The organism is Arthrobacter sp. 05L428 (assembly GCF_056397665.1).
Window position 1 is genome coordinate 843,979 of record NZ_JBFTNW010000001.1, and the last position, 21,624, is coordinate 865,602.

At 67.5% G+C, this 21,624-nt stretch carries 15 protein-coding genes and 1 tRNA gene; 13 read left to right on the forward strand and 3 right to left on the reverse strand.

All coding sequences use genetic code 11. From position 1 onward, the window contains the following. The first annotated feature begins 139 nt into the window (after positions 1-139). From AC1DH3_RS03975 to AC1DH3_RS03990, 4 genes are all read left to right on the forward strand, one after another. Positions 140-472 carry a hypothetical protein gene (locus AC1DH3_RS03975; protein WP_476908623.1) on the forward strand — a complete coding sequence of 111 codons (333 nt, stop codon included), beginning with the start codon at positions 140-142 and terminating at the stop codon, positions 470-472. Positions 473-789: 317 nt separating this feature from the next. Then, positions 790-3,255 carry a S8 family serine peptidase gene (locus tag AC1DH3_RS03980; protein WP_476908624.1) on the forward strand — a complete coding sequence of 822 codons (2,466 nt, stop codon included), beginning with the start codon at positions 790-792 and terminating at the stop codon, positions 3,253-3,255. A 166-nt stretch (positions 3,256-3,421) separates the two neighbouring features. Further along, positions 3,422-4,351, forward strand: a complete 930-nt coding sequence (locus AC1DH3_RS03985; protein WP_441417424.1) for an ABC transporter ATP-binding protein — start codon at positions 3,422-3,424, stop codon at positions 4,349-4,351. Next, positions 4,348-5,229, forward strand: a complete 882-nt coding sequence (locus tag AC1DH3_RS03990; protein ID WP_476908625.1) for an ABC transporter permease — start codon at positions 4,348-4,350, stop codon at positions 5,227-5,229. Before AC1DH3_RS03985 ends, AC1DH3_RS03990 begins: the two co-directional genes overlap by 4 nt. 150 nt (positions 5,230-5,379) lie before the next feature. Here the strand turns inward: AC1DH3_RS03990 and AC1DH3_RS03995 are convergent. From AC1DH3_RS03995 to AC1DH3_RS04005, 3 genes are all read right to left on the reverse strand, one after another. After that, a tRNA-Lys gene (locus AC1DH3_RS03995) sits at positions 5,380-5,452 on the reverse strand. 118 nt (positions 5,453-5,570) lie between these two features. Next, positions 5,571-6,713, reverse strand: coding sequence for a PQQ-dependent sugar dehydrogenase (locus tag AC1DH3_RS04000; RefSeq protein WP_476908626.1), 1,143 nt, complete (start codon positions 6,711-6,713; stop codon positions 5,571-5,573). A gap of 2 nt (positions 6,714-6,715) precedes the next feature. Then, a complete protein-coding gene (locus AC1DH3_RS04005) occupies positions 6,716-7,588 on the reverse strand; it encodes a sunset domain-containing protein (protein WP_476908627.1) in 873 nt (290 codons plus the stop codon). Positions 7,589-7,693: 105 nt separating this feature from the next. Here AC1DH3_RS04005 and AC1DH3_RS04010 point away from each other — a divergent pair, with 105 nt between their 5' ends. From AC1DH3_RS04010 to metG, 9 genes are all read left to right on the forward strand, one after another. Beyond that, entirely contained in the window at positions 7,694-8,632 is a 939-nt protein-coding gene (locus AC1DH3_RS04010; protein WP_441417428.1) for a LysR family transcriptional regulator, read from the forward strand. A gap of 128 nt (positions 8,633-8,760) precedes the next feature. After that, complete coding sequence (gene ilvD, locus AC1DH3_RS04015) at positions 8,761-10,482, forward strand: dihydroxy-acid dehydratase (RefSeq protein WP_476908628.1); 1,722 nt, start codon at positions 8,761-8,763, stop codon at positions 10,480-10,482. A 352-nt stretch (positions 10,483-10,834) separates the two neighbouring features. Next, positions 10,835-12,733, forward strand: a complete 1,899-nt coding sequence (locus AC1DH3_RS04020) for an acetolactate synthase large subunit (RefSeq protein ID WP_476908629.1) — start codon at positions 10,835-10,837, stop codon at positions 12,731-12,733. Between the two features lie 2 nt (positions 12,734-12,735). Further along, entirely contained in the window at positions 12,736-13,248 is a 513-nt protein-coding gene (gene ilvN / locus AC1DH3_RS04025) for an acetolactate synthase small subunit (protein ID WP_138768975.1), read from the forward strand. Between the two features lie 86 nt (positions 13,249-13,334). Continuing rightward, complete coding sequence (gene ilvC, locus AC1DH3_RS04030) at positions 13,335-14,360, forward strand: ketol-acid reductoisomerase (RefSeq protein ID WP_441417431.1); 1,026 nt, start codon at positions 13,335-13,337, stop codon at positions 14,358-14,360. Positions 14,361-14,497: 137 nt separating this feature from the next. Further along, complete coding sequence (gene serA, locus AC1DH3_RS04035; RefSeq protein ID WP_441417432.1) at positions 14,498-16,093, forward strand: phosphoglycerate dehydrogenase; 1,596 nt, start codon at positions 14,498-14,500, stop codon at positions 16,091-16,093. Positions 16,094-16,295: 202 nt separating this feature from the next. Further along, positions 16,296-19,085, forward strand: coding sequence for an ABC transporter permease (locus AC1DH3_RS04040; protein WP_476908630.1), 2,790 nt, complete (start codon positions 16,296-16,298; stop codon positions 19,083-19,085). Next, a complete protein-coding gene (locus AC1DH3_RS04045; protein ID WP_476908631.1) occupies positions 19,082-19,849 on the forward strand; it encodes an ABC transporter ATP-binding protein in 768 nt (255 codons plus the stop codon). The genes AC1DH3_RS04040 and AC1DH3_RS04045 overlap by 4 nt, the downstream gene beginning before the upstream one ends. Positions 19,850-19,858: 9 nt before the next feature. After that, positions 19,859-21,418, forward strand: coding sequence for a methionine--tRNA ligase (metG, locus tag AC1DH3_RS04050; RefSeq protein WP_476908632.1), 1,560 nt, complete (start codon positions 19,859-19,861; stop codon positions 21,416-21,418). The last annotated feature ends 206 nt before the right edge of the window (positions 21,419-21,624 follow it).

A 21,624-nucleotide genomic window follows, 5' to 3' on the forward strand; every position in this document is an offset into this window, starting at 1 on the left:
GGATGCGAACGCGTAAGAGTGCCTCTTGGGCTGTCACGGCCCTGGCCGTCCTTGCCTTGGTTGCCTCCACTACCCTCGCTATCGCCGCCCCGGCCGACGCCGAACCCTGCGGTCCGGTCGTGTTGATCCCCCTGGGCCGATGCGAGCCCTCGGCCACCCCCACCCCGACGCCGTCGAGCACCGTCAAGCCCCCGGCTACGGCTCCGGCAGCACCGTCGGCACCGCCGGCCGCTCCGGCCGCTCCGGCACCATCGTCCGCCGCACCCTCCAGCCCGGCACCGGCCCCCTCCGCGAAAACCGCCGTCCGGGCGGCGCCCTCCAAGGCCCCGGTCCAGGGATCGGGCGCGGCCTCGGTCCCGGCCGGGGCCACTGCTACGCCCTCTGCGGCGGAGGGAACGCCGTCGTCGCCGCAATCCGCCGTTTCGGAGGCCCCCGCGGTCGTTGCGCAGGTTTCACAGGGCCGCGGTCCTGAACTGCGCGCGGGGGCGTTCCTGCTGGCGGCCGGAGGCCTGCTCCTGTCAGCCTGGGCAGTTTTGGGGCTCAGGCGCCGCGGGGACCGGGCTCCCTAAGAAGGCCCCGGACAGCGTCGCGCGCCCCGCTCACAGGTTAGGACGTTGCTGTCTGCACCGGCAGGAAACGCGCAGGAAAGACCAAGGGCTCCCGCAATTTGCGGCGAGACCCGATGCTTCTGGGTTAAAGTTCTTTCGGAGACCCGGGGCTGGTTGAGCGCGTACGTTTCCCGCTCTCGCCCGTCCGCCGGCCGACGCCGGCCATGCCCTGAGGACCCGCATGACCACAAGGCGTCTTTCCACGGCCGTCGCATCACTGGGCACGGGCGCTGTCCTGCTTGGCACCCTCTTCGCCTTCCCGGCCGCAGCGGCTACGGATCCAGCCATCGATTCACGCCCGGTCGCTTCCCCCTCGACTGCCTCGGCGCCCCCCGCGGGGGCCAGCGGCCGCTTCGTCGTGAAGTTCAAGACCGGAACCGCCGGTACGGCCCACGCCCGGGCCAAGGCTTACGGCCAGGCGGCCAGGAGCTCGGGCGTCTCCGTCAAGGAGCTGCACGCCACGGCACGCGGGGCGGCCGTCGTCCAGGCCGACGGCGCGCTGACCCCTCGGGGGAGCGACAAAGTCCTTGCCTCCCTGCGCGTCCAGTCCAACGTCGAATACGCCGAGCCAGACACCTTCGTCCGCCCGGCATCAACCCCGAACGATCCGCTGTACCCGCAGCAATGGGACCTGTCCGAAGACACTGCAGGGATGCGCGTGCCCGCGGCCTGGGACACCACTTCCGGCCTGGGCGCCGTTGTGGCCGTCATCGATACCGGCATCACGCCCCACAGCGACCTGACGAGCGTCCTCCCGGGCTACGACTTCATCTCCGACAGCACTAAGTCGAACGACGGGGACGGCCGCGACGGCGATGCCAGCGACGCAGGGGACTCCTGCAACGGCTCATCGTCGTCCTGGCACGGAACCCACGTCGCCGGGACGATCGGCGCGGCGGCCAACAACGGCATCGGCATCGCCGGCGTCGCCTACTCCGCCAAGATCCTCCCGGTCCGGGCCCTCGGCACCTGTGGCGGCTACCTTAGCGACATCGCCGACGCCGTCGTCTGGGCCGCCGGGGGAACCGTTACGGGAGTCCCGGCCAACGCGAACCCCGCCAGGGTCATCAACATGTCCCTGGGCGGATCCGGCCAGTGCGGCAGCTACTTCCAGTCCGCACTCGACTACGCCGCCGCGCAGGGCGTCACCGTCGTCGCCGCCGCCGGCAACGAGAATTCACCCGCCTCCGGCTCCACCCCGGCCAACTGCAACAACATCATCACCGTCGGCGCGACCGGACGTGAAGGCAACAAGGCCTACTACTCCAACTACGGTCCCGAGGTCGACGTCAGCGCCCCCGGCGGCGACAGCTCCACCGGCCGGGCCAACACCATCCTCTCGACCTGGAACAATGGCACCACCGTGCAGGGCTCCGAAACGTACGGCTACATGCAGGGCACGTCGATGGCCGCCCCACACGTTGCCGGCGTCGCGGCCCTCATGCTGTCCGCGGACCCGGCCCTCACCCCGGCCCAGGTCGAGACAATCCTCAAGGAGACGGCCAGGCCGCTGCCGGGCACCTGCAGCACAGGAGGCTGCGGCAACGGTCTAGTGGACGCGGCCGCCGCCGTCGGCTCCGTACTGCCAAGTGCCGTCCCCTACATCACGGCCGGCGTGCCGCGGATCGACGGGGACGCCGTCGTCGGACACGCGCTTACGGTTTCGGCGGGAACGTGGTCGCCCGAAGGAGCCTCACTGAGCTACCAGTGGAGGCGCGACGGCGTCGCGATCCCCGGCGCCACGGCCGTGACCTACCCGGCCGCGACCACGGACGCAGGCGCCCTGTTGAGCGTCACGGTGACCGGCTCCGCCGACGGCTACAACCCGAGTGCGGCCACCACCAGTCCCGTCGCAGTGGTCCCGCAGCCCTCCCTCTCGGGGACGGCCAGGGTCGGCTCGACGCTGGCGGCCGGCCCCCAGGACTGGCCGGCCGACGTGGCACGCCAGTACCAATGGGTCCGGTCCGGCGTAGCGGTCAGCGGGGCTACCGGGACCCATTACACCCTCGGAGCCGGCGACCTTGGCCAGACCCTGAAGGTCCGGGTGACGGCATCGTGGCCCGACCAGAGATCGGCTACCCTTGACTCGCCTTCGCCGGCTGCCGTGGCGCGCGGTACCCTTACCGGCCCGACACCAATGATCAGCGGCACCCGCAAGGTGGGCTACACGCTCACAGCGGTACCGGGCACCTGGACTGCCGGCACGTTCCTGAAGTACCAGTGGTACCGCTCCGGTCTTCCCATCAGCCGGGCCACCGGGCCCAAGTACACCCTCGGGGGCGCCGATCAGGGGAAAATCATGCGGCTGCGGGTCGGCGGGATCAAGGCGGGGTACACCACCATCGTGAAGGATTCCGCCACGACCAGTGCCATCGCGGCGGGAACACTTGTTTCCACGCGGCCATGGATCTCCGGTTCCGCCCGCTACGGGTACACGCTGACCGCCAACACCGGCACTTGGACCGCCGGCACTGCTTTCCGCTACCAGTGGTACCGGTCCGGCGCGGCAATCTCCGGTGCCACCGGCCGCTACTACCGGATCATCTGGGCCGACCGCTACGACGTCATGAGTGTGCGCGTTGTGGGCTCGAAGGCCGGCTACACCAGCCTGGCCCGGTACTCGGGGTACAGCGCCCGCGTCCCGTAAACCCCCGCGTGCCGCAAGAACCCGCGGCAGAAGAAATGCAGAAAACGGCGCCTGAATCCCGCGCAGGCGGCACCCCCGCATGTTTACTGGTAGCGGGGGCGGTGAGTTGTGTGCTGGCTCCGAACGGAACGTCAGCCGCCAGACTCGCCGAGAAGAAAGCTGGACCATGATCGAGGCATTCGGCCTTACCAAGACCTACGGGAAGCGCACCGCCGTTGACGGCGTCACGTTCACCGTCCGGCCAGGGCAGGTGACCGGCTTCCTGGGCCCGAACGGGGCCGGCAAGACCACCACCATGCGCATGATCCTGGGACTGGACCGGCCCACCGCGGGGCGGGTGCTGGTGAACGGACGGCCGTATGCCGGGCACGCGGCGCCGCTGCACGAAGTCGGTGCCCTCCTGGATGCCAAGTCTGTTCACCCGGCCCGCAGCGCTTTCAAACACCTGTCCGTTCTGGCAGCCACACACGGCATAAGCCGCAGCCGCGTCGAGGAAATCATGGCGATGACCGGGATCTCGGAGACGGCCCGCAAGCGCGTCAAAGGGTTCTCGCTCGGCATGGGCCAGCGCCTCGGCATTGCTGCCGCACTGCTGGGGGATCCCCGGACGGTCATCTTCGACGAGCCTGTCAACGGACTCGATCCGGAAGGCGTCCAGTGGGTCCGCAACCTGGCCAAAGGCCTCGCCGCCGAGGGCCGGACGGTCTTCCTTTCCTCGCACCTGATGAGCGAGATGGCGCAGACTGCCGACCACCTGATCGTCATCGGACGGGGCCGGATCATCGCGGACGCGCCCGTAGCCGAGATCCTTGCCCAGGGGCAGGACAGGGCGCTGGTGCGCAGCGACCAATCAACCCGGTTGCAGGCGGGGCTGGCAGCCAGCGGGATCCTCTTTCGCGAACTTGAACCGGGCCTCCTGGAAGTCTCCGGTGCCGAACCGCGGAAGATCGCCTGGATAGCGCGGGAATGCGATGCACTGATTCACGAGTTGACCCCGGTCCGGGCGACGCTCGAAGAGGCCTTCATGGAACTGACCCGCGACGACGTCGAATACCGCTCCGCCGCATTGGCCGGGGCCGGAGAGGGAAACCGATGAGCACCACAGTAACCTCGAGCAACGGTGCCACTGCCGTCCCTCGCCGGGACAGCGGGACCAGGCTCACCTTCCTCCGGGCCGTGCACGCCGAGTGGATCAAGCTGACCTCGCTGCGTTCCAGCTACGTCATCCTCGCCGTCGCGCTGCTCGGCATGGTCGGGGTCGGCATGCTCAAAGCCTTCTCCGTGGCAGACATGGCTGCCTCGTTCGCCGTCTACGGCGGGCCCGCTGGAGCTGAGCGGGAGGGCATCCTGAAGGAATTCAGCATATTTGCCCGCGAAGTCCCCGCAACCGGGATCATGGTCGCCCAGTTCCTGATCGCCTCCTTGGCCGTCATCCAGATCGGCTCCGAATACAGCACCGGCATGATCACCACGACGCTCACCGCCGTGCCACGCCGGATGACCGCCGTGCTGTCGAAAACGCTCGTCATCGCCGCAACCGCCTTCGCCACCGGCATCCTCGGAGCTCTCATCTCGTACGCTGTGGCCCAGCCGATACTGCAGCCGCAGGGTCTGGACTACGCACTTACCGCCGACGGTGTGGTCCGGAGCATTCTCAACGCCGCCGTCTTCCTGGCTCTGATCGCCGTCCTGGGCCTTGGCATTGGTGCCATGCTGCGCAACAGCGCCGGCGGCCTTGTCGCCACGCTGGGCATCCTCATGATTCTTCCGGTAATCGTTGCCATCTTGTCGGGCCTGGGGGACGCCTTCCAGGACGTCGGCCTGTTCCTGCCCGCGTCCGCCGGGGGCGACATGGTCGCCATCCGGACCTCGCCCGAGCGGCTAACCCCGGTCCAGGGCGGCCTTGTTGTGCTTGCCTGGACGGCAGCCGCAGTGGGCGGCGGACTCGCGTCGGTGAAGTACCGCGATGCCTGACAGCAACGCCTGACAGCAACGCCTGACCGGGTCGCCGCCGGCGTCGCATGTGGGTACGCTCCCGGCGGCCCTGGATCCAGGGCCGCCGATCCATGCAAAACAAAAAACCCCGTCTTTCCGGTCAGACCGAAAAGACGGGGTTTTGGCTTGTGCACCCCCCGGGACTCGAACCCGGAACCCATTGATTAAGAGTCAATTGCTCTGCCAGTTGAGCTAGAGGTGCAGCTGTTGTTTTCGTTCGCCCCGGGCTTTTTATTTCCCGCGGTGTTCTCCGCAACGACATGAAACTCTACACGAGTTTTAGTGCAGTGTGAAATCGAGCGGCCGACGGGGCTCCCCGGCTAGTTGGACAGCCCCAAAACCAGCACAAAATCAGGGTTTTGGCCGTTGCTGAGCGCCCAGAGGCGTCCGTCCGGGGCGAGCGAAACGTCGCGGATCCGACCATATTTGCCTGTGAAATAGGCCACAGGATCGCCGGCAAATTCGCCGCGCAGCGGTACCGCCCAAAGCCGCTGGCCACGCAGGGCGCCGAGGTAGGCCGTGTCGCCAACGATTTCGAGCCCGCTGGGCGAGGAGTCCGCCGTCGAGGGCCACACCACTTTGGCGTCAAGGAACCCTTCGCGGTGCGGGGCTCCCGTCACCTCGGGCCAGCCGTAGTTGCCGCCGGGGACGATCAGGTTCAGTTCGTCGTCTCTGTCCGGACCGAATTCGCTCGCCCACAGCCGGCCCGCGCTGTCCCAGTCGAGCCCTTGGACGTTCCGGTGCCCGAGGCTGTAGACGGGGTTCGAGCCGAAGGGGTTGCCGGGAGCGGGTCTCCCGTCCGGGGTGAGGCGCAGGATCTTGCCGCCGAGGGCGTTGCGGTCCTGGGGTTGGTCGCGGCGCTGGGAGTCGCCGGTTCCGACGTAGAGGTACCCGTCGGGGCCGAACCGGATGCGGCCTCCGTTGTGTGTGGAGGCCTTGGGAATTCCGGTGAAGATGGTTTCGGGGGCGCCCAGATCCGGGAGGCCGTTCCCAGCGAGCCGGAAGCGGGCGATCCGGTTGTCCGGCCCGGCCGTGAAATACGCGTATAGATACCGGCCGGCCGCAAGCTGAGGAGAAAGGGCCAGCCCCAGCAGTCCGCCCTCGCCGCCGGGGTTGACGCCGGGCACTTTGCCGACCGTCGCTGCGGGACCGCCGCCTGGCGGCACGGACTTTAGCAGCGCGCTGTCCCGTTCCGAGATAAGGGCAGTGCCGTCCGGCAGGAAGACCACAGACCAGGGCAGCGTCAGCCCGGCGTCGATGCGGCCGGCAACTCTCAGGACGCCCGCAGCCGGCTCGCTGCTGGCGGGTGGGCTGCTGGCAGCCGGCTCGCTGCTGGCGGGCGGGCTGCTGGCGGGCGGCGGGGGAGCGGGTGGACTGCCGGTGCAGCCGGCCGCGGCCAGGGACGCAGCCAGTACCGCCACCGCCGCTGCCCGCGCCGCTCGCCGCGGCGACCGCCGCTGCATTGCTACAGCCGGGAGCGGCGGGGCGGCCGGAAGCCCGCTGCTTCCGCATGGGCGGCGGAAAGGAACCAGACTTCTGCCCGGGTCTCCTCGTAGGAGGGGCTGGTCTCGTCGTGGTAGATCATCGAGGAGGCGTTGCCCTTGACGGTGAAGCCCTCCGGGCCGCTTCCATCCGCGGCCGGCGCGGCAGATCCCTCGCCGTACGGCTGCTCAACGGCCAGATGCCCGGAGGGCGCCGCGGTGTGGCTGGCTGAGCCTTCGGTGAGTGCGGCCGATGATGCTGCCTGCGCCGTCTCCAGTTCCGCAGCCTCGGCCGCGGCGGACTCCGCGCCGGGGAGGGTGGGGGCGTGTGGCTCGGTGTATTCGGCGTGGTGCACGGGGGTGTGTGCTTCCGGCGCTTCGGCGTGGGCGCCGTGGGCCAGGTGTTCGCCGTGGCCCCCGTGCGGAAGGTCGTGGTGCGTGGCGGCATGTGTCTCGGCCGGCGGCGTCTCCGACCACTGGGTCTCCCACTCGGAGCTGCCCGCTGCGGTGCCGCCCTCGGCGGGCGCGTCCTCCTTGGGAGCTCCCTCGGCTGTGGTGCTCCCCGCCTGCGCACCCGCCGCGTCGTCGTCGGCGGTGGTTGGCGGCTGCGGCTCGGCGTTGCCAAATCCGGCGGCGGAAGGCATCCCTGTGGTCGCGGCCGCGGCGGCCGACGCGGCGGCGGGCCCGCCGGACAGGGCGCCGTCGTGGCTTGCCCGGTCCTCGGCAGCCCTCGACGAGGCTCCGGACCCGGTGGACGTCGGGGTTCCAGCGCCACTGCGGGCATTGTTGCGGTTCAGCTGCCACCACACGACGCCGACAATCACCACGATGACGATGAGCCAGATAATCCAATCCATAGCCGAATCCTTCTGTCCAGGCGGCAAGGTTGCCGCTGTTTGACGTTACGTCCGGCCCGACGCGGCTGTCCAGCGTTCCGGACCGGCCCCGTGTAGCCTCGCATCATGGACTTCAAGCGACTGCGGATTCTTCGCGAGCTGGCGGACCGCGGCACCGTGGGGGCCACCGCCGAGGCCATGCGGGTAACGCCTTCCGCAGTCTCACAACAGCTCAAGACCCTGCAGGACGAACTCGGTGTAGTGCTTGTGGAGAAGTCCGGCAGGGGAGTGCGGCTGACTGAGGCAGGGCTGGCCATGGCCGGCGCCGCTGCGGAGGTCTCCACGGCCATGGCCCGCGCCGAGGCAACCATCGACACCTACCGCCTCGGCTGGCAGACGCACATCAAGGCGGCGTTCTTTCCGAGTGCCGCGGAAATGTTCCTGCCGGGACTGTTGCACCGCGTGAAGGAGATCGACGGACTGCGCTTCGAGGCGCATTTCGAGGACCCCGGCGTCGCCGGCTTCGCCGCGCTGGCCGCGGACTACGACATTGTCCTGGCCCACAGCGTGGACGGACCCGAGGTCTTCGCCCGCCAGGGCCTCCAGGTGATCCCCCTGATAGAGGAACCGCTGGACGTGGCGGTGCCGGCGGACCACGAACTGGCCGGCAAGGCGACGCTCAGCGCCGAGGACGTCGTCGGGTTCCCCTGGATGGGCGTGCCCGACGGTTTCCCCTTTGATACCGTCCTGCGGCAAATCGAGATGCAGGCCGATTCCCCGGCCCTGCGGGCGCAGCTCTTCCCGGACCTGCGGGTGCTGGAGGCGCTGGTCAGTGCCGGGCACGGGCTGAGCCTCCTGCCGCGCTACACCGCCCTGAAGAACCAGGGGCGAGGCTTTGTGCTCCGCCCGCTCCGCGGCGTCAAGGCCAGCCGAAGCATCGTGGCCCTGGCTCGTCCCGAGGCCGCCGCCCGGACCACTATCCAGCAGGTACTCATGCTGCTGAAGGCGGAGGCCCAGGCGGTCGCCGAAGCCCCCGAGCTGCGTGACGCGGCTCACAGCATTTGAGCCGAACGAGCCGCGGAGTCCAAGGGGTGAGACAACCGTCCACTATTTGGGCGAAATATTCCCGGTTTTACACTTAATGAGCCAGTCCGGCTCGTTGCTGCCGACGGCGGAGCCCTAGACTTTGAGCCATGAGTGAGGACACCCAAACAGCGACAGAGACCAAGCCGGACATCAAGCCCCGCAGCCGGGTCGTTACCGACGGAATCCACGCCGCGCCCGCGCGCGGCATGTTCCGGGCGGTCGGCATGGGCGACGACGACTTCGCAAAGCCCCAGGTGGGCGTGGCGAGTTCGTGGAACGAAATCACTCCCTGCAACCTTTCGCTGAACCGGCTCGCCCAGGGCGCCAAGGAAGGCGTCTTCGCCGGCGGCGGGTTCCCGATGCAGTTCGGCACCATCTCCGTCTCCGACGGCATCTCCATGGGCCACGAGGGCATGCACTTCTCCTTGGTGTCCCGCGAAGTCATTGCGGACTCGGTCGAGACCGTCATGCAGGCCGAACGGATCGACGGCTCGGTACTGCTGGCCGGCTGCGACAAGTCCCTGCCGGGCATGCTGATGGCGGCCGCCCGCCTGGACCTGTCCAGCGTCTTCCTGTACGCCGGCTCGATCATGCCCGGCTGGGTCAAGCTCGAAGACGGCTCCGAGAAGGAAGTCACGCTGATTGACGCCTTCGAGGCTGTGGGCGCCTGCGCCGCGGGCAAGATGAGCCGCGAGGACCTCGACCGCATCGAAAGGGCCATCTGCCCGGGCGAAGGCGCCTGTGGCGGCATGTACACCGCCAACACCATGGCCTGCATCGGCGAGGCCCTGGGCATGTCCCTTCCGGGTTCCGCCGCCCCGCCCTCGGCCGACCGCCGCCGCGATGTCTTCGCGCACAAGTCCGGCGAGGCCGTCGTCAACCTGTTGCGCCTTGGCATCACCGCCCGCGACATCATGACCAAGAAGGCGTTCGAGAACGCGATCGCCGTGACCATGGCCTTCGGCGGCTCCACAAACGCGGTGCTGCACCTGCTGGCCATCGCCCGCGAGGCCGAGGTCGAGCTGAGCCTCGAGGACTTCAACCGGATCGGCGACCGGATCCCGCACCTGGGCGACCTCAAGCCCTTTGGCCGCTACGTGATGACCGACGTCGACAAGATCGGCGGCGTCCCGGTCATCATGAAGGCCCTGCTCGACGCCGGCCTGCTGCACGGCGACTGCCTCACCGTGACCGGCAAGACCGTCGCCGAGAACCTCGCCTCGATCAACCCGCCGGACCCGGACGGCAAGGTGCTCCGCGCCATGGACAACCCGATCCACAAGACCGGCGGCATCACCATCCTGCACGGTTCGATGGCTCCGGAAGGCGCCGTCGTGAAGAGCGCCGGCTTCGACGCCGACGTCTTCGAAGGCACCGCCCGCGTTTTCGAGCGCGAACAGGGCGCCCTGGACGCACTGGACAAGGGCCAGATCAAGGCCGGCGACGTCGTCGTGATCCGCTACGAGGGCCCCAAGGGCGGCCCGGGCATGCGCGAGATGCTCGCCATCACGGGCGCGATCAAGGGCGCAGGCCTCGGCAAGGATGTCCTGCTGCTCACGGACGGCCGCTTCTCCGGCGGAACCACGGGCCTGTGCATCGGCCACGTCGCACCGGAAGCGGTCGACGGCGGCCCCATCGCCTTCGTCAAGGACGGCGACCGGATCCGAGTGGACATCGGGGCCCGGACGTTCGACCTCCTGGTGGACGACGCCGAGCTCGAAGCGCGCAAGGTGGGCTGGGAGCCGCTGCCGGCCAAGTTCACCAAGGGCGTGCTTGCCAAGTACGCCAAGCTCGTCCACAGCGCCTCCACGGGCGCCTACTGCGGGTAATACCTGCCCAACTGGCTCGCATTAGTTGTCGTTATGGGGCCCCATAACGACAACTAATGCGAGCTACTTGGGAGAGGCGTTCAAAAAGTGGACAATGGAGTCCACATCGTGAGACAGGGGCTTGGCTCGTTGACACCTGTCTTGCTCAGAGGGAAAACTGAACTCATGATCGAGATCGTTACCGCTGGCGTCACTTCAGGCGTCTCCGTCGTACTTACCAAGCGCGTGGCTCCATAGCCCGACTGGTAACGAACCGTCACGCGCAAACCCCTCGAAGAGCCGCCTAGGCTGAGGGGTTTTTTTATTACCCGTAGTTCCACGATCACAGTAGATCCACCAAAGGAAGAGTCCGATGAGCAAAGGATCGCCGATCAGCCCCTCGCTGATGGCCACAAAGTCCGCTGGAGCCCACAAGGCTCCGGAACGCATCGAACGCCCGGCAGACGCCGGCGTCGAGCATGCTGCTGCCTCTCCCGTCCTTGGGCCGAACAACGTCGTACCCCCGACGGTGATGACCGGCTCGCAAGCAATCGTCCGCTCGCTCGAAGAACTCGGCGTCCAGGACATTTTCGGTTTGCCCGGTGGCGCGATCCTGCCCACCTATGACCCCTTGATGGCCTCCAAAATGAACCACATTCTGGTCCGTCACGAACAGGGAGCCGGCCACGCCGCGCAAGGCTATGCCATGGTCACCGGGCGGGTTGGCGTCTGCATCGCCACCTCGGGCCCCGGTGCCACCAACCTCGTTACCGCCATCATGGACGCCCACATGGACTCCGTGCCGATGGTGGCCATCACCGGGCAGGTCTCCAGCGGAGTCATCGGCACCGATGCCTTCCAGGAGGCGGACATCGTCGGCATCACCATGCCGATCACCAAGCACTCCTTCCTGGTGACCGACCCCAACGACATCCCGCACGTGATGGCCGAGGCGTTCCACCTCGCCTCGACCGGCCGTCCCGGCCCCGTCCTCGTGGACGTGGCCAAGGACGCCCAGCAGGGCCAGATGACCTTCTCCTGGCCGCCCAAGATCGACCTGCCCGGCTACCGGCCGGTGGTCCGCGGTCACAGCAAGCAGGTCCGTGAAGCCGCCAGGCTGATCGCGGCCGCCAAAAAGCCGGTGCTGTACGTCGGCGGCGGCGTGGTCAAGGCCCACGCATCCGCGGAACTGCGGGAACTCGCCGAACTCTCCGGCGCCCCCGTGGTTACGACGCTGATGGCCAGAGGCGTCTTCCCGGACTCACACCCGCAGCACGTCGGCATGCCAGGCATGCACGGCACGGTGTCCGCCGTGACCGCGCTGCAGCAATCCGATCTGCTGATCACGCTCGGTGCGCGCTTCGATGACCGGGTCACCGGCATCCTGAAGTCCTTCGCCCCGAACGCCAAGGTCATCCACGCGGACATCGACCCGGCGGAGATCTCCAAGAACCGCACCGCCGACGTGCCGATCGTGGGCTCAGTCAAGGAGATCATCCCGGAGCTCAGTGATGCCCTGCGCCTCCAGTTCGAAGCCTCCGGCACCCCGGACCTCGGCAACTGGTGGGCCTTCCTGAACAACCTCAAGGAGACCTACCCGCTCGGCTGGACCGAACCCGAGGACGGCCTCAGCGCACCGCAGCGCGTGATCGAGCGGATCGGTGCCCTCACCGGCCCCGAGGGCGTCTATGTCGCCGGCGTCGGCCAGCACCAGATGTGGGCCTCGCAGTTCATCAAGTACGAACGCCCGCACGCCTGGCTGAACTCCGGCGGCGCCGGCACCATGGGTTACGCCGTGCCGGCCGCGATGGGCGCCAAGGTGGGGGAGCCGGAACGCGTGGTCTGGGCGATCGACGGCGACGGCTGCTTCCAGATGACCAACCAGGAACTCGCCACCTGCGCCATCAACAAGATCCCGATCAAGGTGGCGGTCATCAACAACTCCTCGCTGGGCATGGTGCGCCAGTGGCAGACCCTCTTTTACGAGGGCCGCTACTCCAACACCGACCTGAACACCGGCCATGACACCGTCCGGATCCCGGACTTCGTCAAGCTGGCGGACGCCTACGGCTGCGCCTCCTTCCGCTGCGAACGGGACGAGGACATCGACGCCACCATCCAGAAGGCACTGGCAATCAATGACCGCCCGGTCGTGATCGACTTCGTCGTCAGCCCTAACTCCATGGTGTGGCCGATGGTTCCCGCCGGAGTCAGCAACGACCAGATCCAGGTTGCCCGCAACATGACCCCGGACTGGGAAGAAGAGGACTGAACATGACCCGCCACACACTCTCCGTTCTGGTCGAAGACAAACCCGGTGTGCTGACCCGCGTCGCCAGCCTCTTCGCCCGGCGCGCCTTCAACATCAACTCCCTGGCCGTCGGCCCGACCGAGGTTCCGGGCATCTCCCGGATGACGGTCGTCGTCGACGCCGACGGCGAGCTGATCGAACAGGTCACCAAGCAGCTGAACAAGCTGATCAACGTGATTAAGATCGTCGAGCTCACCCCCGAATCTTCCGTACAGCGCGACCACATCCTGGTCAAGGTACGTGCGGATGCCGCAACCCGGCTGCAGGTAACCCAGGCAGCCGACTTGTTCCGTGCCTCAGTGGTCGACGTCTCCACAGAGTCGGTGGTCATTGAGGCGACGGGCCACCCCGACAAGCTCACCGCACTGCTTTCGGTGCTGGAGCCCTTCGGCGTCCGCGAAATCGTGCAGTCCGGCACCCTGGCCGTCGGCCGAGGGTCCCGTTCCATGAGCGACCGGGCCCTGCGCTCCGCCTAAGCGGCCGTGCCAAGCCTGCAGCAACACAGCAATACCCTGAATTTCCACAGACAACACCAAAGAATCCATTCAAAGGAGACACCCCAGTGACTGAAATGTTCTACGACGACGACGCCGACCTGTCGATCATCCAGGGCCGCACCGTCGCCGTTATCGGTTACGGCTCCCAGGGCCACGCCCACGCCCTCAGCCTGCGCGATTCCGGTGTTGACGTCCGCGTCGGCCTGAAGGAAGACTCCAAGTCCCGCGCCAAGGCCGAGGCCGAGGGCCTGCGCGTTCTCAACGTCGCCGACGCCGTCGCCGAAGCAGACCTCATCATGATCCTCACCCCGGACCAGGTCCAGCGCCACGTCTACGCCGAGGACATCGCCCCGAACCTGCAGGCCGGCGACGCCCTGTTCTTCGGACACGGCTTCAACATCCGCTACGGCTACATCAAGCCGCCGGCCGACGTCGACGTCGCCCTCGTCGCACCCAAGGGACCGGGCCACATCGTGCGCCGCGAGTTCGAAGCAGGCCGCGGCGTGCCGGACCTGATCGCCGTCGAGCAGAACGCGTCCGGCAAGGCCAAGGAACTGGCCCTGTCCTACGCCAAAGCGATCGGCGGCACCCGCGCCGGCGTCATCGAGACCACCTTCACCGAAGAGACCGAAACCGATCTCTTCGGCGAGCAGGCTGTGCTCTGCGGCGGCGCCTCGCAGCTGATCATGTACGGCTTCGAGACCCTCACCGAGGCCGGCTACAAGCCCGAGGTTGCCTACTTCGAGGTGCTGCACGAGCTCAAGCTGATCGTCGACCTGATGGTCGAGGGCGGTATCGCCAAGCAGCGCTGGAGCGTCTCTGACACGGCGGAATACGGCGACTACGTTTCCGGCCCGCGCGTTATCACCCCCGAGGTGAAGGAAAACATGAAGGCCGTCCTCAAGGACATCCAGGACGGCACCTTCGCCAAGCGCTTCATCGACGACCAGGACGCCGGAGCCCCCGAGTTCAAGGCCCTGCGCAAGAAGGGTGAAGACCACCCGATCGAGGCCACCGGCCGCGAACTGCGCAAGCTGTTCTCCTGGATCAAGAACGAAGACGACTACACCGAAGGATCAGTGGCCCGCTAAGGCAACTGGCCGGCAGGGGAGCCGGACACCCGCACCGGGGTCCGGCTCCCCTGCGTTCAGCACCACCCGCAACATCTGCACCACCGACGTTTCACCAAAATCCCCACCTGAATACAAGAGAGCTAAAGAGGTCACCGGTGACAAGCACCAAACCTGTCGTACTCCTCGCTGAGGAACTTTCGCCCGCCACAGTCGAGGCCCTCGGCCCGGACTTTGAAATCCGCCAGACCGACGGAGCCGACCGTTCCCAGCTGCTCTCCGCGATCGCCGACGTCGACGCGATCCTGATCCGCTCCGCCACCCAAGTGGACGCCGAGGCCATCGCCGCCGCGAAGAACCTCAAGGTGATCGCCCGCGCCGGCGTGGGCCTGGACAACGTCGACATCAAGGCCGCCACCCAGGCCGGCGTCATGGTGGTCAACGCCCCGACGTCGAACATCGTCTCTGCCGCCGAACTCACCGTCGGCCACATCCTCAGCCTCGCCCGCCACATCCCGCAGGCCTCCGCCGCGCTCAAGGACGGCGAGTGGAAGCGCTCCAAGTACACCGGCACGGAGCTCTTCGAGAAGAAGATCGGCATCATCGGCCTCGGCCGGATCGGCGCCCTCGTCGCGGCCCGCCTGAAGGGCTTCGACACGAAGATCCTCGCGTACGACCCCTACATCACCTCCGCCCGCGCCGCCCAGCTCGGCGTGCAGCTGGTGACCCTGGACGAGCTCCTGGCCCAGTCGGACTTCATCACCATCCACATGCCCAAGACGCCCGAGACCGTCGGCATGCTCGGCGCGGAGGCCTTCAAGAAGATGAAGAGCAGCGCGTACGTCGTCAACGTCGCCCGCGGCGGCCTGGTGGATGAGGAAGCCCTGTACGCGGCACTGGAGTCCGGCGAGATCGCCGGCGCCGGCGTCGACGTGTTCGTCAAGGAGCCCAGCACCGACCTGCCATTCTTCAAGCTCGACAACGTCGTGGTGACCCCGCACCTGGGCGCGTCCACCGACGAGGCCCAGGAAAAGGCAGGGGTCTCCGTTGCCAAGTCCGTCCGCCAGGCCCTCGCCGGCGAATTGGTGCCAGACGCCGTGAACGTAGCCGGCGGCGTCATTGCCCCGGACGTGCGCCCCGGGATCCCGCTGATCGAGAAGCTGGGCCGGATCTTCACCGCAATGACCCACGCTTCGCTGACCCAGTTCGACGTGGAGGTGGCCGGCGAAATCTCCTCGCTGGACGTCAAGGTCCTCGAACTCGCGGCCCTCAAGGGCATCTTCGCCGACGTCGTGACCGAACAGGTCTCGTACGTCAACGCGCCCGTGATCGCCGAGCAGCGGGGGATCAACGTCCGGCTCATCACCACCCCGGACACGGAGTCCTACCGCAACGTCCTGACCCTGCGGGGGGCCCTGAGCGACGGCAGCCAGATCTCGGTGGCCGGCACGCTGACCGGGCCCAAGCAGATCCAGAAGCTCGTCGGAATCAACGGTTTCGAGGTCGAAATCCCGATCAGCGAACACCTCGTGGTGGTGGCTTATTCGGACCGTCCGGGCGTGATCGGCACGATCGGACACATCCTCGGCATGAACAACATCAACATCGCCGGCATGCAGGTGGCGCGGCAGGCGGAGGGCGGCCAGGTGCTTGCGCTCCTGACCATCGACAGCTCCGTGCCGCAGCAGGTGCTGGAAGCGATCAAGGCCGGAATCGGCGCCGATATGGTCCGCGAGGTCGACCTCGAGGACTAGGTCCCCAGCGTGGGCGCCTGCGGCGGCAACACCGTCGCAGGCGGCCACGAATGAGCGGCCGGTCTGCGTACAATGGCTAGGTCCGATTTTCGGATTTGGCCGGCAGACCGGCCTTTACTTTTGCACACCCGGCCGGGGACGCCTTCATTTCCGCGCGGAATGAACAGCGGTGTGCGCACGCAATCCAGCTTTCAGGAGCCCAATGAACGCCGTCCAGAGGTTCATCAGAAGCAGAGTGCTTTTGCTGACCGCGTCCATTTTGATCGTGGCCATGTGCCTGTCCGTGCTGGTGCAGGGCCAGTCGCAGGCCGCGCTGAACCGCACCGTTGACCAGAACTCCCGGGGGCTCTACGACGTCCTCGTCCAGGCCAAGGCCGACGACAACGGCGGGCTCATGCAGCCCGAAATCGCCACCGGCCAGGGCGGCATCAGCTTCGAACAGCTGGACTCCATCCGCAAGCTTTCCGGCACCTCGGTCGCGGCTCCGATCAGCCTCGTTTCCCGGGTCTCGCAGAACCTCGAAACCCCGCGCCTCGACGCTACCGACTACCTCGGCTACAACGCCGGACTGGCCGGCACCGCCGGTGACCCCAGCGCCACCGATCCGTCCAAGTGGCCCGCCGCCGAGTCTGTCCTGAGCGACACGGCCAAGAAATACCGCCTCACCGCCAGTGCCGTGAAGTCGGACGGCACGTCCGATCAGACCCTGTTCAAGACGACCGCCGAGGGCTCCCTCGGCAGGGCCAAGCTCATCGAAGAGGAAGTGGCCGGAGGCAAGAACGTCCGGATCGCGGGCCCGGAAGGCGAGACCGGAATCAAGTTCCCCGCCCCGGCCGGCGGCTCGGAGCACAACCTGTTCAACCTCTCGGTTTCGCTGCCGCTGGCCCCGCAGGTGACCGAGTCCGTCGTCGCCGTCGATCCGGTCTCGGAGCGCGCGCTCCTGGGCGGCTCCGGCGACTTCCTCGCGCCGCTGGAGAAGGCGCCCCCGGCCGACGCCCGCAATGCCGGCGCGATCGGCCGCCACTTCGAAAGCCTCTTCACCAGCGGCATCAGCATGGAACAGCTCAAGGAGGGCCCCGACTTCCTTGGCGTCAAGCTGAAGTACTGGGCCCCGCTGATGACGCAGTACCAGCAGGCCAAGCGCGCCGGTCAGCTGACCGACGATTCGCAGGCGATTCCGCTGATCGTCCGGTCCGGCACCTCCCTTGACCTCAAGTACTCCGTCAAGATCGAGGAAATCGACGACGCCGGCAACGTCACCAAGGACGTCGGCACCGTGACCCGCTCACTGGACAAGGACTACCTTCCCTTCGTCTCCAAGTCCCCGTTCGCCCTGGAGTGGCCCGGATCCAAGGACCTCTCCAAGCTGCTCGGCGACACCGGCAGCTTCGGCCAGGGCCTCTACAACCCCGCGACCTGGAGCACCGACTTCGCCGCCGCGCCCAAGTACAAGGACGGAAAGACGGCCGGCAACGGCGCCGTCGACAAGTCCGCGGTCCCGGGCGACTGGGTCACCGTCAACCGGCTGCCGGAGAAGGGCGCCAACGACGCCCCGGTGGACCAGACGCAGCGCACCCCGGTCGACGAGCGCTCCTACCGCGAAAACCTTGCGACCGGGAAGAAGCCCGCCACCCCGCTGGCCATGGTCTACGGCACCTTCGATCCAGCCAAGGTCCAGGAAGCGGCCGGCGACGTCAACCGGCTTCCGCTCGGCGGCTATGACCCGACCCCGTTCACCCTGACCAAGGACGCCGACGGCAAGGACGTCGAAAAGACCGCCCTCAAGCCTTCACTCAGCGGTACCGGCCTGGTCAGCCAGTCGGCCGGCGCCATCACCGACTACTACGGCCTGGCCGCGGCCCGCGGCTACGAGAAGAACGCCTCCGTGATCGACGCCGTGCGCGTCCGTGCCAAGGTCGACGGCAGCTGGAAGCAGGCCCAGCCCGAGGTCGAGAAGCTTGCCAGCGAGATCCGCGACATGGGCCTGCAGGCGACCGTGGTTGCAGGCTCGGCCCGCGAGGACGCCAGCATCTTCGTGCCCGGCTACTCCAAGGACGACGCCGGCAAGGAGTCGCCGCTGGGCACCGTGCAGCAGTCCTGGGTTCGCCAGGACGCCGCCGACGCGGTCTCCGGCTCGCTGACCGGCACCAACCTCACCCTGCTCTTCCTGACCCTGTGCGGGGCCGCCCTGCTCACCGGCGCCTCCACCGTCAGCTATGTCCGCAAGCGCCGCCGCGAGGCCGGAACGCTCCGGGCCATGGGCTGGACGCAACGCAAGATCCGGTCCTGGGTGCTCGCCGAGTTCGGCGTCGGCGCGGCACTGCTGGCCGTCGCCGGGATCGCCCTGAGCCTGCTCAGCTGGAACCCTGCCACCGCGGTCGTCTCCGCTTCGGTCCTGGTCCTCTACTGCGGCGCCGCCTACTTCGCGGCGCAGCAGCTGCGGCACCGGGAGGTCATCGACCAGGAACCGCAGCACGATGAACGGCTCATCCCCGTCGATTCGCCGCTGACCTTCGCCAGCAGGCAGCTGAGCACCAACAAGTTCAACACCGGCTCCCTCGCCGTCGCCGTCGGCGTCTTCGGTGCCGCGGTGGGCGGACTTGCCGCGCTGCTGATCGACATTCCGCGTGCCGCGGGCGCCAGCGCCCTCAGCGGACTGGCCGCGGCCAGTATCGCGATGCCGAGCATCATCCTGGGCGTGTCCGGAGTCGCCGTGGGCCTGCTGCTGACCATGGTCACCGGACGCTTCGAACTGGGAGCCAAGCGCCAGTACCTCGGCATCCTGCAGGCGATGGGCTGGAACCCGGACATGCTGGGCCAGGTCCGCTTCTTCGAAAATGCCATGGTGGGAGCCATCGCCGTGCCGCTGGGTGTCCTTGGCGCCCTGGGCATTGGCTTGCTCCTCGCCCCCTATGCCGCACTCTGGGCCGGAATCGCCGGACTCGTGGCTGTACTTTGCTGGATTCCGATTGCAACGAAAGTGGTCCAATGACTAACGAGCTGAACCTGACCAGGGCGGCCCGGAACCGGATGCCGGAGAGCACCGGGAACGGCGGCCACCAGACCCGCGCCAACACGATCGTGAAGGCCGCGGACCACGCCACGCCGCTGGAACTGAGCAACATCACCATCCACTACGGCGGCGGCAAGGGCGGCGCGGAGGCGGTCAACGTCGTCGACGACTTCAACATGACGCTGCACGCCGGCGAAATGCACTGTGTCGCCGGCCGCTCCGGCTCGGGCAAGACCAGCATCCTGACCGTCGGCGCGGGCCTGACCCTGCCGACGTCGGGCCGGGTGTTCTGGGAAGGCGACTCGCTCGAAACCATGGGCGACGACGAAATCGCCGACCGCCGCCGGGCGTTGATCGGGTACGTCGACCAGGGCGGCGCGCTGATAGACGGCATGAGCGCGCTGGAGAACGTGCTGCTGCCGGCCGTCCCCGACGGCGAGGTGGAACAGCGCCGCGACATGGCCAAGGACCTCCTGGACCTCGTCGGCCTGGGCCGGCGCATGCGCCACCGTCCCGCCCAGCTCTCCGGCGGCGAACGCCAGCGCGTCGCGATCGCCCGGGCCCTGATCCTCGGCACCCGCGTGCTGGTGGTCGACGAGCCCACCGCGAGCCTGGACCGCACCTCGGCCAACCGCATCATCAGCATCCTCAAGGACACGACGTCGGACGGCATCGCCGTCCTGGTTGCTTCACACGACCACGAACTTGTCCGCCAGAGCGATACCCTGACCGAACTGATCTAGGTTAATAACGTGACGCCTTCCGAAAAAACCCCGTTCTACATCACCACGGCCATCAGCTACCCCAACGGCGTGCCGCACATCGGCCACGCCTACGAGGTCATCGCCACGGACGCGATGGCGCGGTTCAAGCGGCTGGACGGCTATGACGTGTTCTTTATGACCGGCACCGACGAGCACGGCCTGAAGATGCAGCAGACGGCGGAAAAGGAAGGCATCCCGGTCAAGGAGCTCGCCGACCGCAACTCGGCCGCGTTCCGCCAGATGAGCGATGACCTGGGCATCTCGCTCAGCCGCTTCATCCGCACCACGGACCCGGACCACTACGAGGCGGCCAAGGCGCTCTGGCAGCGGATGGAAGCCAACGGAGACATCTACCTCTCCAAGTACGCCGGCTGGTACTCGGTCCGCGACGAGCGCTACTTCGTCGAGGACGAGACCGAGGTCCGTGAAGACGGCCTCCGCTACGCCTCCGAAACCGGCACCGAGGTGACCTGGACCGAGGAGGAGAGCTACTTCTTCAAGCTCTCGGCCTATCAGGACAGGCTGCTGGCCCTCTACGCGGACCACCCGGACTTCGGCGCCCCGCACAGCCGCTTCAACGAGGTCATCAGTTTCGTCAAGGGCGGCCTCGAGGACCTCTCGATCAGCCGGACGTCCTTCAAATGGGGTGTGCCGGTGCCGGGCAACCCGGACCACGTCATGTACGTCTGGGTCGACGCGCTGACCAATTACCTGACCGGCGTCGGCTTCCCGGACACGGACTCGGAGAGCTTCCGGAAGTACTGGCCCGCCGACGTCCACGTGATCGGCAAGGACATCTCCCGGTTCCACGCCGTGTACTGGCCGGCATTCCTGATGTCCGCCGGGCTGGAACTGCCCAAGCGTGTGATGATCCATGGCCACCTGCACAACCAGGGCATCAAGATGTCCAAGTCGCTGGGCAACGTGGTGGCGCCCGCTGACTGGGTGGCGCAGTACGGACTGGACCAGGTCCGCTTCTTCCTGCTCCGCGAGGTGCCGTTCGGCGCTGACGGCAACTACAGCCACGACGCGATTGTCGGTCGGATGAACTCGGACCTGGCGAACAACTTCGGCAACCTGGCGCAGCGTTCCCTGTCCATGGTGGCGAAGAACTGCGAGGGCCGCGTCCCGGTCCCGGCCGGCTTCAGCGCAGAGGACGCCGCACTGCTGGGCCAGGCCATGGGCCTGCTGGGCATCGCCCGCGCAGCGTTCGAGAAGCAGGAATTCAGCCGCGCGCTCGAAGCCATCTGGAACGTGCTCGGCGACACCAACGCCTACTTCGCCGAGCAGGCTCCGTGGGTGCTGCGGAAGACCGACGTCGAACGCATGAACACCGTTCTGTACGTCACCCTCGAAGTGTTGCGGATCGTCGCCATCCTCGCCCAGCCGGTCATGCCGACGGCGGCCGCGGCCATCCTTGACAGCCTGGGCCAGTCCGAAGGGGAAGCCCGCGACTTCGCTGCGCTGGAGACCCCGATCGAGGCCGGGACGCCGTTGCCTGCCCCGGCCCCGGTGTTTCCCAAGTACGAGGAGCCCGCAGAGGCGTAGCCCCAACTGATCCCCCGCACCACCCCGCGAGGTGACAGTTCACGGCAGTGTTCGCCCGGAACACCGCGGTGAACTGTCACCTCGCTTTTTTGCGCCCAAGTAGTTTCCCTTTCGTAACGGGTGCTCCGGGAGTGAAAGCGGGCAGAGATTACTCGGGACTCTCCGAGTTGCCCCGGCATACGGTTACGGCGTTAGCGGTCTGATGA